This is a genomic window from Oleiphilus sp. HI0066 (assembly GCF_001635725.1).
Map to the genome: position 1 here is coordinate 1 of NZ_LWFH01001533.1, position 12,274 is coordinate 12,274.

Consider the following 12,274-nt stretch of genomic DNA (forward strand, 5'->3'; position numbering starts at 1 on the left):
TGATCTTGGAATCCAGTTTATTGACTTCACCTATACCTACAGTCGCATTGTATTGGTTGAAGATAATCAATATTCCGGCTTGAGAATTTCACAGGCAAGAGATCTTGGTGATCTTCAGATGCCCATGATAGAGCGCGATATATCTGCGTCCTTCGTACTATTTCGTGTTTTGCTGCAAGATGAATCGCCGGTTGATGAAATTCGTTTTTCGGGCCCGATGACAAAACCCTTATCGTATTACGAGTCCTTGTTTTCTTGTCGCGTTTTGTTTGATCAGCCACATAATGAAATTCTGTTCTTCAGTGAAAAATTGCACAAAGAGCTACCCCAGCATAATGAATTGGCGATGCAGTTATGCATGGAGCAATTAGAGAAGATTAGACCTCAATTGAGAGAGGAGGTCAGCATCGCAGATCAAGTCTTGGCGTATTTGTCTTCTACACCGCTTTATCGCGCCGATATGGAAGAATGCGCGGCATCACTGACTATGAGTTCAAGAACGCTTCGACGAAAATTAACGAATGAAGGGGAATCGTATCAAAGTATTTTGGATACGTTTCGAAGTGAACTTGCTGCTAAATATTTGAACAGTACAAATATGACGCTAGAAGAAATATCAGAACGCCTAGGATATAGCGACGCCGCAAACTTTAGCCATGCCTTCAAACGCTGGCATGGCTATTCTCCAAAGTCATTTGGTAATAATAAACACTAGCCCTCAATCAACAGCGGAAGAGGGCACGGTTGTTTTAAATCGGAAGCAACTTTAATTCAACACGACGGTTCTCTTGTCGGCCTTGCGCCGTATCATTCGTTGCAATCGGAGCACGAAAACCTAATCCCTTTGAGTGCACGCGGCCACTCGAAATTTGGCGGGCTATAAGTTGTGCTTTCACCGAGTCTGCACGTTGTTCACTGAGGGTTTGATTAAACGATGCGGAACCTGTTGAGTCGGTATGACCAGTGATTTCAATCGCTGTTTTATCGAACTCTTTTAGCACCAACGCAATAGAATCGAGCACTTCAGAGAAGTTCTGTCGCACACTTGATTTAGATACATCGAAGGTGATCTTGCCGGGCATTATGAGAGTAATTTCATTCCCATTTCGTTGAACGCGTACTCCGCTGCGTTCGAGTTTTTTGCGCAATTGTTCTTCTTGCTGATCCATATAATAACCGGCACCACCTCCGGCTAAAGCCCCAGCAGTTGCCCCAATTAAAATGCCTTTCTTTCTATCACCTTTGCTAGACGTCGCAGCGCCGATGACTGCACCACTCACCGCACCAATGACACTACCTAATGTTGCGTTAGAGGTTTTTTCTTCACCCATGTAAGCATCGCGCGTTGCGCAGCCTGTGATGATGGCGAATGCCAATGAAGCGACGAACATTTTGAATACTACTTGCATACTTCTTCCTAGTTATCAGAGACCTATGTTTACCCTAGATTGCTCCAAACTGCTTTGCAGGACTTTTCTGGTTAATTTGAACGAATAGGTGTTCTATGGAGTATGTGCTTGACGCCACGATTTATCTGAGGTTTGAACGTTTCTCAAAACGCTAATCAAGTAGAGATGCTTAGTTGAGTTTGCAATACACTAAGCCAAAACAAATAGTAGGACGTGATACGTATGCCGGTTTATGCACTCAACCTTTTCAATATTAAAGATGCCTCTGAATACAAAGCCTACGCGCGACGATCAGCGAAAGAGATTCAGTCGCATGGTGGGCGTGTTGTCTCGCTCGGAAAATTTCGTGAATCTATACAGGGCGATATCTCTCCGCGCACGGCGATGATATTGGTTGAATGGGAAACTAAAGAAGCCTTTGATCATTATCGAAATGATCCCGCGCTAGCAGATTTACATCCACACAGAGTGAATGGAACTGATCAATATATCTGGCATTTGTTTGATAAGCTGGACGATTTAAGACCCTTGCTAAGTCATGATCAGACTTAATGACTGCCAAGCAATTCTTTAATTCGTCGCGCCAACCACTCAGGTTTCTCCATAGGAAAGAAGTGATTCCAATCTGTAAGTTGTTCGTCCGTAGCATTTGGCAGTAACTCAACAAGATCATCTCGTGTTGGGGAGAACTCAAAGCTTAGTGGATGGTCATCCTTGCGTTTAGCGCGAGCGCGAATAATCTGCGTCGAAGTGTTGATGTCTCTGATCTTATCTAAAAGTAGATCAGACCCTAAATTGCGATATACACAAGCTTCTAGGGATGGTGTGCAGGCGAGACTGTATCCGCTATCTTTTGCTACTGGCTTCAAGGCTTGATTGCAATAATCGATGAGTACTTGTTGATCCCAGCTAATAAAAGGCGCTTTCCCTGAAAATACCTCGTTCAGCTCTTCTGACGATTCCCATTCATTGCGACGTCTTGCAACGGGATGGTCTGTCATTGATTGTAGAAATTGCAGTGCGTTTTCATGCAGTACTACAGGGTCTAATAGCAGCAGTTGATCAAAGGCTGCAGGGTGGTCATGTGCGATAGAGAGCATTAACTGGCCGCCCATCGAATGGCCTACACCGAGTGCATTTTTAATCCCTAATGTGTCGATAATCTCTGCTAGCCAATGCGCAGTTCTATCCCATTGAAACTCATCATTTGGATGCTCGCTTTGCCCATGTCCGGGAGTATCAAAAAGGTAAACTGGGTTTTCGAGGTGTTTTACCACCTCATACCAAACCGCTTTGTTAAAGCCCGTGGCATGCAGAAACACGATGGGTTTACCTGTTCCCTCACGATAGTCGTAGCGAATTTTTAAGCCAACAATGACAGTGGTTCTGGTTGTTGGGGGTGCTAGCTCGATGATGCTCGACATAATGTTGTAGTTTTTGATTACATGTTATTCCAAACCGAACATTATCCTTATCACTTTGCTCGAAGAGCAAGTGATATCCCCATCTGGAATGGTCATTTTCATTTTTTAGGTCGTATTAGAAGCAGCTAAGGTTTAGTCTTAGTGCGCTTACGAAGCCTTCTAATAATTATAAAATTTGGAGTAGACAATGGCTGTTGGTCTGAATCTTCTTTTCTTTGCCTTCTTGGCGGTGATTCTCGGGACATCTCAAAGTAATCTATATGACATGCTGGTATCGAATGCGATTGCCCAGGGCGTGTTGTTTTTCTGCGTGGTCGTAATTCCATTTTTGATCACCAAGCGAATGTCTTTCGTTGATATTGCATGGCCTTTTGGGGTCGCTTTAATTGGCGCGCATATCTTGATGATGGGCGATGCAGACCCTGTGCGAAAAACTGTGGTCGGTGCGGTGTATTTGTTTATCGGATTGCGTATGGGCTTAGGTGCTCTAACCATGGCTAAAACCACGGGTGTGATCTTCAAATATGAATTCCCGCGTTACGATTATCGCCGCACTATGCTTGATCAGAGCGGTTCCAAATTCACGAATGCACACATGCTGGGTGAGGCCGTCGTACAAGGCTTTGCCAATATGACTGTGTTGGCGGTTCCCGGTTTCTTAATTGCGACAAGCACAATTGAAGGAATTAGTATGTGGGAATATGTTGGGCTCGGTCTTTGGGGCTTGGCTTATCTTTGCGAATCTGTCGCTGATGGGCAGAAGATGTATTTTATCTCAAAGAATCCAAAAGGCGTTTGCAATATAGGTTTGTGGAAGTATAGCCGTCATCCTAACTACTTTTCTGAGTGGTTAGTTTGGACGGGGATTGTCGTTGCGACTGTGCCATCTTGGTTGGCGATTCAAAGTGTAGAGACGCCGTTAGTTTGGATTAGCTTAGGTATCTGCGCATTGTTTGCATCGGTAATGTTGTACATCACTTTGGTATACCTGACTGGCGCAAAGCCAGCGGAGTATTATTCTGTACAACGCCGAGCGGGGTACAAGGAATACCAAGACACAACCAACATGTTCTTTCCGTGGTTTCCTAAAAATAGATAGACTTTAAAAAGTTGGGGGCAAAAAATTAGGGTCAGAAAAGTAGTCTGACCCCAGTTTGATACAGCTTATTTCGCGGCTTTAAATGCTGACCACATGCGTGAACCTGCGCGGTCATAACGCGGGCCATTAATCGGTGCAGGGAAGAGTTTGTCGAGCACCGCTTGTGGTGGGTAGATTGATTCATCCTCTACGATTTCAGGATCGATAAATTCTTTTGATGCCGGTATCGCATTCGGGTACCACACATAATTAGTGATATCCGCCATAACCTTTGGATCGATCAAGTAGTTAATCAGTGCATGAGCGTTATCTACGTTGGGTGCATCTTTAGGAATCAGCATTAAATCAAACCAAATTGGAGCACCTTCTTTAGGAATGATATAAGCGATTTCAACACCATTTTCTGCTTCTGAAGCGCGATCCATGGCTTGCAGAATATCGCCTGACCAACCAACAGAAACACAGACATCACCATTTGCTAGGTCATTAATATAAAGAGAGGAATGAAAGTAGCGAATATTTGGGCGAATCTTTTTCAAAGCAGGCTCTGCCACAGACTTCAAAAGTTTAGCGTTTTGGTTCTGAGAGTCTTCACCAAGGTAATTCAAGACGGAAGGAACAAACTCATCCCATGCATCTAAAATGGTGATGCCGCAGTCGGCCAACTTGCTCGATACTTCGGGATCGAGAATCAAATTCCAGCTATCTAAAGGGAAGTCTTCGCCTAGGCGTTCTTTGACCATATTTACATTAATGCCGATCCCTGTGGTGCCCCACATATAGGGAATCGCGTGTTCGTTGTTTGGGTCTAGGCTTGAGATGATTTTCATGGCTTGAGGGTCGAGGCCTTTTGCATTTGGGATCTTCGAAAGATCTAGCTTTTGATAGATGCCTGCTTGGATTTGACGCGCCATAAAATCGCCAGATGGTACAACAATATCATACCCAGTTCGTCCCGCGAGAAGCTTTGCTTCGAGCACATCGTTGCTATCAAACACGTCATATACAACTTTAATACCACTTTCTTTCTGAAAATTTTCTATCGTATTTTCGGCGATGTAATCCGACCAGTTATAGAAAAATACGTCTTTTTTCTCGGCTACAGCCGACGATGCGAAAATGCCTAGAACGCTAGCGGCAGTCAGTGTTTTTAGTACGTGTAACTTTGCGATCATGTGAGTGGCCTCTCTTTAAATATCACTACAGCATAGTCAAGTTCAGACTCTTGGCAATTACGACAAATAGGTATTGAAGGGCGACCTGAAACATTAGTGAAAAGTTTCTGTAAGAAAAATGTAAATACTGCTGCTTAGACTTCGACTTTTCATAAAAACAGAGTCAGTCCAGTGAAAGTCATTAATCATATTCGCTTCGCAGCATGCGGTGTTTTCATGGCGGTAAGTTCAGGTCTTGCCGCAAATACCGATATTCAATCCTTAGAAAACCTATCGCAAGAACTCGTGGAGATTCGTCAGCAGATTGCTAGTTTGCACGATGAAATAAATTTTTCTAAAGCAAGTTATAACGACCAATTGCACGCGTATTCAAATCAGAAAGCGGATATGAGTGTGAAGATCAGTCGCGCAGATTTGAACCTCAAAGACCTTCAACGTGAGCTTCATAAGTTAAAGGTCGAAAACGAAGAAAAGTTTTCTACAAGTGATCAACTTGCTCCAGTGATGCAGCGTGCCGTCCAAGATCTTAACGATCAAATTGCTCAATCGATACCGTTCAAGCGTGAAGAAAGACTTCAGGCTTTAACGGATATTCAGTATCGCCTTGATGCCAATCTTATCACTCCAAACAAAGCGGTAAATCAGTTGTGGGCCTTCGTAGAGGACGAGTTAATGATGGGGCGTAGCAGTGGAATTTATAACGAAACGGTTTTAATTGGTGGGAATGAGCAATTAGTAAAAGTATTGCGTTTGGGCAAGATTGCTGCGTTCTACCAAGGTGCCGATGACAGCTACGGACTAATTAAGCAGGTAGACGGAGCTTGGGTACAAGAAGAACTGAACGGCCGAGAAGCGAGTGTAAATCTTGATTACCTGTTTGATGCATTTGCCAAGAATATTCGAAATGGAATGTTCACGGTTCCCAACATTCTACCAAGCATCGCGGCTCAGTAGCTTTGCTAACTATAACGAGAACCTTAGTGATTCCCATGAATAAAATCTTCGTAAAAATAATATCGTTGACAGTGCTGGTGATGACTTCGCTAGTGCTAAATGCTAACGAATTAGAACTGGCTTATCAGAAAGAATATGCCTACTTGGTTGCAGAAAAAAATGCACTTGAACAGCGTTTAGCGAATTTGAATGATTCGCAGCAGCAAAGTTTAAACAAGGCGCAGGCGGATTTAGACGCTTTGCAAAGACAATATGTAGCGAAGCAAAACCGTATTGATCGTATTAATCGTGACATAGCGGATGCTACCCGAGAAGTAGACTTCTCAGAAACCGATCAGCTACTGCTCGACGCTACACTTCTTCAGGCAACTGAAAGTCTCCAAAAGTTGGGTTTGTCGATCGATGAAACGCAAAGCCAAGATGAACAGCTTGCTACTGCATTTGGTTCAGCGCTTTTAGTTATGGGGAATGACGGACAAATTAAAACTACGGCGGAACCTTATTACGGTTTAAATGGTGAGCTTCTTGATGCACAGGTCCTAAGTGTTGGGCGTATTGCTAAATTTGGTTTAGGTGAGCAGAGCGGTGCCTTGGCTCCATCTGGGTCAGGTAAGTTCAAGTTGTGGGATCTGGCATCTCAAAGCACAGCGTTAAGTCTGGCCAATAATGAGTCGCCATCATCTATCGATATTTTCTTTTTTGATAATGCTGAGCAAGCGGTAGAGAAACAAGCGGAAAAAACATTTGCCGATGAACTAGTGGCGGGTGGCTTGATCGGTAAGGTGATCTTGGTACTTGGTATTGTCGGCTTGATCTTAGTACTGATTCGCATTGTCTCTTTGGCTTTGTTCGGTGCAAATACGCAAAAAGTAACAGAGCGCGTAAACCGCCTGATCGAGACAGAGGGTGTCGATGCCGCACTTAAAGCTTGTAAGAAAAATAAAAATAGCGCTAGCCGTGTGATTGCCGCAACGCTTCGTAATATCAAGAAAGAACGTGATCATATTGAAGATATTATTTCTGAATCGATTCTTTACGAAAGCTCGCGTATTGATCGATTTGGCTCTGCAGTTCTTGTGATTGCTGCGGTTTCACCCTTACTTGGGCTTCTAGGAACCGTAACCGGCATGATTGGTACTTTCGACATCATTACGGAGTTTGGTACGGGTGACCCGCGTCTTCTCTCAACAGGGATTTCAGAGGCGCTCATTACTACTAAGTTTGGCTTGATTGTGGCCATTCCATTGCTCCTACTGGGCAATCTTTTATCTAACTGGGCCTTGCGTACAAAGAATGGTTTAGAGCGCGCTGCACTAAACGTTATCAATACCCAAAAACCAACTGTTGATTCTCTGAAACTCGCGGCTTAGTCCGTGTCTTCGAGAGTCATAACGTAAATTGAGTATTGGTGCCATGTTAGAAACATTTATCCCCAGCTATAGCGTGTTGCTGGAATATTACGAGATGGGCGGCTTTGTAATGTTGCCGCTCATTATCGTCTCCATATTGTTGTGGTATGCCTTAGTTTATCGCGTCATGACGGTGCGCTCTAGTCAGCACAAGCCTCGTGATTTAGTGAGAAAAGTTAAGAAAGGAAAGCGCAAGTTTTTGAATCTGAAATCCGTCAATGCCGAAGCCGCAAAATTTGCGATGGATACTTCTCGTGAGTATCGCAGTCCAGTGAACGTGAAAGCGCGTATCGACGAGCATTTTTTTAATTTGAAAGAAACCATGGCGAGGCATCGTAGCTTAGTGCGTTCGCTCGTTGCTGTTGCTCCGTTGTTAGGTTTGCTCGGTACAGTCGATGGAATGATGGAGACCTTTGACTCCCTAGGCACGATGTCGCTATTTACGCAAACCGGCGGCATTGCAGGCGGGATCAGTAAGGCGCTATTTACAACACAAGTAGGTTTGGCGATTTCTATCCCAGGCTTACTTGTTGGACGAATGATTGAGCGCAAAGAGCGCAATGTCTGTCGAGAGTTGGATCAAATTCGAGACTTAGTGTGCGCTCAAAAGCAAGCGTCTCTGAGCAAATAAAATAAGCGAGAAAGAATATGAGATACAGACAAGAGAGCGAGCAAGAAGGGCAGGTAGATATCTCTCCATTGATCGACATGGTGTTCATCTTGTTAATCTTCTTCATGGTGACGACTACCTTCGTTAAAGACATGAAACTAGATCTTGAACGACCGAATGCGGCCAGTGCAGCAGCGGCTTCTACCAAGGCGACACGTATTTTTATTGATAGCTTTGGTGATGTGTATGTCGACAACCAGCCTGTGCGTGTATACAGCTTGCAGAGCAAGTTGCGCGATATGTTACGCACGAGTACTGACAAAAGTGTCTTGGTTGTGACTGATGAAAATGTGCCAGCCAAACTCGTTCTTGAAGTGATTGATCAAGCGAAGTTATCCGGTGCGAGTAATGTTGGCGTCGCGACTGAGCAGGAGTCGTGAGTAGCGCCTTATGATGAATTCAATTGAAATGAGACAAGGCGTGTCACGGCAATTTTTTTCGATTGTCGCCGCTGTTTTAGTGCCTTTTCTGTTGTTTGTTGTGGTGATTGGTTTGAACGAATCAGACTTTGATCGCGAAAAGCTCCAAGGTGGCGCAACTAATTTTGAGCTAGAACGACAACAGCAAATCACAAAAGAAAGACCCAAGCCTAAACCTAAGCAACAGGAGCGTCAGCCAAGACGCGATTTACCATCAATTCAACCTAATGCGATTGGCAGCGATTTGTCTGGTAGTGGCTTAAGTTTTGGCGTGCCTTTGTTTGATCAAGCGCAGTTCGCTGAGTTTGATGACGCAAATTTAATTGGGTCAGCAGGCGATCAAGTGATGGATAAAAGCACGGTTGATGTGCCGCCAAAGGTAAGAAAACGTTCGCCGATTGTGTATCCCGAACTTGCGCGTAAACAAGGTGTAAGTGGGTATGTGACGATGAATGTCTTGATTGATGAGCAGGGTAATGTTGAAGACGTGGACATCATTGAATCAAAGCCGGCTGAAATATTCGATCTAAAAGCCGAAAGCACGATTCGACGCTGGAAGTTTGAGCCCGGCACATATAACGGTCAAAAAGTAAAAGTTTGGGCCATGCAAAAAATCGTCTTTAAATTGGATCGCTAGCATCATGAGACAACGCATTTTTATCCTTGTTATGGTTTTGGTTGCGAACCTTGCGCAGGCTTCAGGACCACAAAAAATTGATTATCTCGCACTGAGTTCAACACTGGTTAAAGACGGCTACATTCAACGAGCAAAAAGCGTGTTAGATAAAGTTGATGTCCTGGTCGATGACTTTGATTTCGCGACGTATTACACGCTAAAAGGACTTGTTTTTCAGAAAACCGGTTACCCCTTGGTATCCAACATTTTTTTAGATGCCGCGATTGAGCAAGGGCAATCTAATCCGAGTATTTACTTCTACAAAGCCCGTAATTATTGGCAGCGTAATGAATACGACATGTTGATCGCAGCGCTAGATCAAGCAGGCGAGGAAACGCTTGAAAATCCTCAGATGCTAGTCATTAAAGCAGAGGCTTTTAAGCAGATAAAGAACATGGAAGCTGCGTGGAACACGCTAGATCAAGGGATTGATCGTCACCCACAATACGCGCAGTTTTATAGCCAGAAATTCTATTACTTGTTGGAGCTAGGCTACTACCAGCAAGCCCAAGAGTATGCGCGTCAATATTTAAAAGCGCAGGGTTATACGGCGAATGATTACTTAGCCTTGGCATATGCTTTGAGAGAAAGTGGTGAATATGAGCAAGCCGCAGTGCTTCTTGAGGAGGGCGTCATTAAATATAACGATAATGACAAGCTTCTTGAGTTACTTGGTCAAGTCTATGTTGATCAGCAGCAGTACATGATGGCGGCCCTCGTTTACGAGTTCGCCTCAATGCAGTTTCCACGATTTTCAGCCAAAGCATCTGCTTTGTATTTGAAAGCGGAGAGTCCGGTGCGCGCTCTGCAATTAAATCGCCGAATCCTTGAGCAAGAAGAAAAGTTCCGTCAGCGCATTGGCATTGATATTCAGCTAGAAGACTATGAGTCGATGGTTGCTAAGACAGAACCATTAAAACGTTACGACCTATTGTCAGATGACAATATTTTATACGCCTTAGGTTTTGCGCATTTCAAAAATGGCAATTACCCCATTGCCACTTCATACCTACAACAAATCAACGATAGTCAGCTGTTTACCAAAGCGACTTATTTATTTAAGCAAATAGAGATCTGTCAGAATGACCCGTATGCATGCCGTTAATCGCCTCATAGTGCGCGCGATTATTTGTCTATCGGCACTTATCGCTTTTACAACAACTCCAGCTTTTGCGTCGTCTTCGCAAAAGAATTTATATGTGTTCGTGTTCAAGGATGGCGTGGCGCAGTCCAATATTCGAGTGCAGGCTGGGGAGATTTCTGCCCTTACTAATAGCTATGGTGCAGCATCGTTTTCGTTGACGTCTGGTAATTATGAAGTTGGATATTATCAACCGCGCACAGAACAAGAAGAATCACTGTTCGCATTAACTGAGGTGGCGATTCAGGCAGATGTGTCTAGTCAGGTCTTTCTATCTCTGACAAAGGATGGAGCGAATGTAGACCTTGATTTACCCCTCTCAGAATACAGTCAAGATTTTGAGGTTCAACAGCTCAAAAAGCAGGAGGGGCCAAAAGGTGAATTATCGCTGACTGTGCTCGATTCTGTTTCTAATGAACCCGTGAAAGAGGCACGTTTATTCTTCCGTGGTTATGCCATCGATGCCTCCACGAATGAGCAAGGCGTAGCAAGGGTTGCACTTTCTCAAGGCGTTTACGATATCTCTGTTGTTCACCCAAATTATGTCATGCAAATTCGCAAAGATATTAGTGTGACGGCCAATCAAACAAGCTCTGAAAATATGAGTTTAGTGAAAGCCGATATCGTGCTGGATGAGTTTGTTGTGAGTGCACCTTTTGTCGAAGGCAGTCTGGCATCGAATATCGCCGCGTTGAAAGATGCCGATGTGGTATCGGATGCGATTTCTAGTGAGCAGTTTAAAAAGTCAGGTGATTCCGATGCTGCGGGTGCACTAAAGCGTGTTACAGGTATCACTGTTGTTGATGGCAAATTTGTGTACGTGCGTGGTTTGGGTGAGCGTTACAGTGCAGTGCTACTTAATGGTTTGGAGGTACCTTCTCCAGAACCAACAAAACGTGTTGTTCCCCTAGATATCTTTCCTGCTGGTGTGATTCAAAGTATGGATATTCAAAAGACATACTCTAGCGATCTACCCGGTACCTTTGGCGGTGGCACCATTCAAATTAATACCAAAGACATTCCCAAAGAAGATAATTATATAGGCGGCAGTATTAGTATTTCAGTCAACGATTACACGGGAGATGAAGTTATTTATCAGCCGGATAATCGTACGGAGTTGCCACCTTTGCTAATCGAGAAAAGTAATGGCTTCCAAGAACTTGCGGATGAAGTGAGGGTGGGGAACACCATTTTAGTACCAGGACTAACACCTGCTGAACGTTTGGCACTTGATCGTGCGATGGTCAATTACCGTGACTACGGTTTAGAAACTACTAAGTTAAAACCTGGTTCTAGTGTGGATCTCTCGGCAGGGCAAAGCTTTAAAACATCAGGCGGCATGCAATACGGATTTGCGGGCAATCTCTATTACAAAAGTAAGCAATCAAGCAGTGGAGAGGTGATCGAAGACGATTATCAGATCGTGAATGGTTCACAAGCAATTGATACTGCAAGTACGTCTGAAAGAACCACGTTGAATGAAAAGTTCGGCGGGCTAGTGAGCTTGGGTTTAGAACCGCAACAAGGGCAAAAAATTAAGTACACCTTATTGGGTTTGGTTGAAGAGGAAGATCAAACAAAACTCAAAAAGTCTGATGATTTTGTAGAAGGTTCTTACTCAGAAAAAACACTTTTACGATATACCGAACAAGAGATGCTTTCTCATCAATTGAATGGCTCGCATGTACTAGATATTTGGAGCAAGCCTGAATATGCCATGGAGCTTGATTGGGGCTATTCGACGTCAACTGCAACGCGTCTTGAACCAGGCACATTTGAGTATGTGTATAAAGATGCCGCGAGTGGCTCAGGTTTGGTGATCGATAAAAATAAGATGTTCTATCAATACTCTGATCTAGAAGACACTGTCGACAACTATCGTCTTGATCTAGCTATTC

The 12,274-nt window shown here is 43.9% G+C and carries 13 protein-coding genes; 10 read left to right on the forward strand and 3 right to left on the reverse strand.

The genetic code is table 11. The annotated features are described in order from the left end of the window. Nucleotides 1-715: AraC family transcriptional regulator (locus A3738_RS23820; RefSeq protein ID WP_156504462.1), on the forward strand; the 715-nt coding region annotated here is incomplete at its 5' end. 34 nt (nt 716-749) lie between these two features. On the opposite strand, the gene A3738_RS23825 is transcribed toward A3738_RS23820, so the two are convergent. Next, on the reverse strand, nt 750-1,409 hold the full coding sequence (locus A3738_RS23825) for an OmpA family protein (protein ID WP_068480993.1): 660 nt from the start codon (nt 1,407-1,409) through the stop codon (nt 750-752). 222 nt (nt 1,410-1,631) lie between these two features. Here A3738_RS23825 and A3738_RS23830 point away from each other — a divergent pair, with 222 nt between their 5' ends. Further along, nucleotides 1,632-1,961 (forward strand): DUF1330 domain-containing protein, encoded by a 330-nt coding sequence (locus A3738_RS23830; RefSeq protein ID WP_068480996.1) that lies wholly within the window; start codon nt 1,632-1,634, stop codon nt 1,959-1,961. Here A3738_RS23830 and A3738_RS23835 read toward each other — a convergent pair. Further along, complete coding sequence (locus A3738_RS23835; protein WP_068480999.1) at nt 1,958-2,833, reverse strand: alpha/beta fold hydrolase; 876 nt, start codon at nt 2,831-2,833, stop codon at nt 1,958-1,960. The two genes, A3738_RS23830 and A3738_RS23835, sit on opposite strands and share 4 nt — an antisense overlap. A gap of 187 nt (nt 2,834-3,020) precedes the next feature. On the opposite strand from A3738_RS23835, the gene A3738_RS23840 reads away from it, so the two are divergent. Continuing rightward, nucleotides 3,021-3,932, forward strand: coding sequence for a DUF1295 domain-containing protein (locus A3738_RS23840; RefSeq protein WP_068481003.1), 912 nt, complete (start codon nt 3,021-3,023; stop codon nt 3,930-3,932). A gap of 65 nt (nt 3,933-3,997) precedes the next feature. Here the strand turns inward: A3738_RS23840 and A3738_RS23845 are convergent, their stop codons facing one another. Further along, a complete protein-coding gene (locus A3738_RS23845) occupies nt 3,998-5,107 on the reverse strand; it encodes a polyamine ABC transporter substrate-binding protein (RefSeq protein ID WP_068481006.1) in 1,110 nt (369 codons plus the stop codon). 171 nt (nt 5,108-5,278) lie between these two features. Here A3738_RS23845 and A3738_RS23850 point away from each other — a divergent pair, with 171 nt between their 5' ends. The 7 genes from A3738_RS23850 to A3738_RS23880 form a co-directional block, all read left to right on the forward strand. Continuing rightward, complete coding sequence (locus tag A3738_RS23850) at nt 5,279-6,061, forward strand: DUF3450 family protein (protein ID WP_068763905.1); 783 nt, start codon at nt 5,279-5,281, stop codon at nt 6,059-6,061. 35 nt (nt 6,062-6,096) lie between these two features. Further along, a complete protein-coding gene (locus A3738_RS23855) occupies nt 6,097-7,431 on the forward strand; it encodes a MotA/TolQ/ExbB proton channel family protein (protein ID WP_082868971.1) in 1,335 nt (444 codons plus the stop codon). Between the two features lie 43 nt (nt 7,432-7,474). Further along, complete coding sequence (locus tag A3738_RS23860; protein ID WP_068481015.1) at nt 7,475-8,101, forward strand: MotA/TolQ/ExbB proton channel family protein; 627 nt, start codon at nt 7,475-7,477, stop codon at nt 8,099-8,101. A gap of 17 nt (nt 8,102-8,118) precedes the next feature. Beyond that, complete coding sequence (locus A3738_RS23865) at nt 8,119-8,520, forward strand: biopolymer transporter ExbD (RefSeq protein WP_068481018.1); 402 nt, start codon at nt 8,119-8,121, stop codon at nt 8,518-8,520. Nucleotides 8,521-8,530: 10 nt separating this feature from the next. Beyond that, complete coding sequence (locus A3738_RS23870; protein WP_068503208.1) at nt 8,531-9,196, forward strand: energy transducer TonB; 666 nt, start codon at nt 8,531-8,533, stop codon at nt 9,194-9,196. Nucleotides 9,197-9,200: 4 nt separating this feature from the next. Further along, nucleotides 9,201-10,340, forward strand: a complete 1,140-nt coding sequence (locus A3738_RS23875; protein ID WP_068481023.1) for a lipopolysaccharide assembly protein LapB — start codon at nt 9,201-9,203, stop codon at nt 10,338-10,340. Between the two features lie 94 nt (nt 10,341-10,434). Next, on the forward strand, nt 10,435-12,274 hold a 1,840-nt coding region (locus A3738_RS23880; RefSeq protein ID WP_197473995.1), incomplete at its 3' end, for a TonB-dependent receptor plug domain-containing protein.

Excerpts from the sequence above, each read along its gene's own strand:
- A3738_RS23835 (WP_068480999.1), bottom strand. The coding sequence starts at position 2,833 with ATGTCGAGCATCATCGAGCTAGCACCCCCAACAACCAGAACCACTGTC.
- A3738_RS23860 (WP_068481015.1), top strand. The coding sequence starts at position 7,475 with ATGTTAGAAACATTTATCCCCAGCTATAGCGTGTTGCTGGAATATTAC.
- A3738_RS23825 (WP_068480993.1), bottom strand. The coding sequence starts at position 1,409 with ATGCAAGTAGTATTCAAAATGTTCGTCGCTTCATTGGCATTCGCCATC.
- A3738_RS23855 (WP_082868971.1), top strand. The coding sequence starts at position 6,097 with ATGAATAAAATCTTCGTAAAAATAATATCGTTGACAGTGCTGGTGATG.
- A3738_RS23840 (WP_068481003.1), top strand. The coding sequence starts at position 3,021 with ATGGCTGTTGGTCTGAATCTTCTTTTCTTTGCCTTCTTGGCGGTGATT.
- A3738_RS23865 (WP_068481018.1), top strand. The coding sequence starts at position 8,119 with ATGAGATACAGACAAGAGAGCGAGCAAGAAGGGCAGGTAGATATCTCT.
- A3738_RS23830 (WP_068480996.1), top strand. The coding sequence starts at position 1,632 with ATGCCGGTTTATGCACTCAACCTTTTCAATATTAAAGATGCCTCTGAA.
- A3738_RS23845 (WP_068481006.1), bottom strand. The coding sequence starts at position 5,107 with ATGATCGCAAAGTTACACGTACTAAAAACACTGACTGCCGCTAGCGTT.
- A3738_RS23875 (WP_068481023.1), top strand. The coding sequence starts at position 9,201 with ATGAGACAACGCATTTTTATCCTTGTTATGGTTTTGGTTGCGAACCTT.
- A3738_RS23870 (WP_068503208.1), top strand. The coding sequence starts at position 8,531 with ATGATGAATTCAATTGAAATGAGACAAGGCGTGTCACGGCAATTTTTT.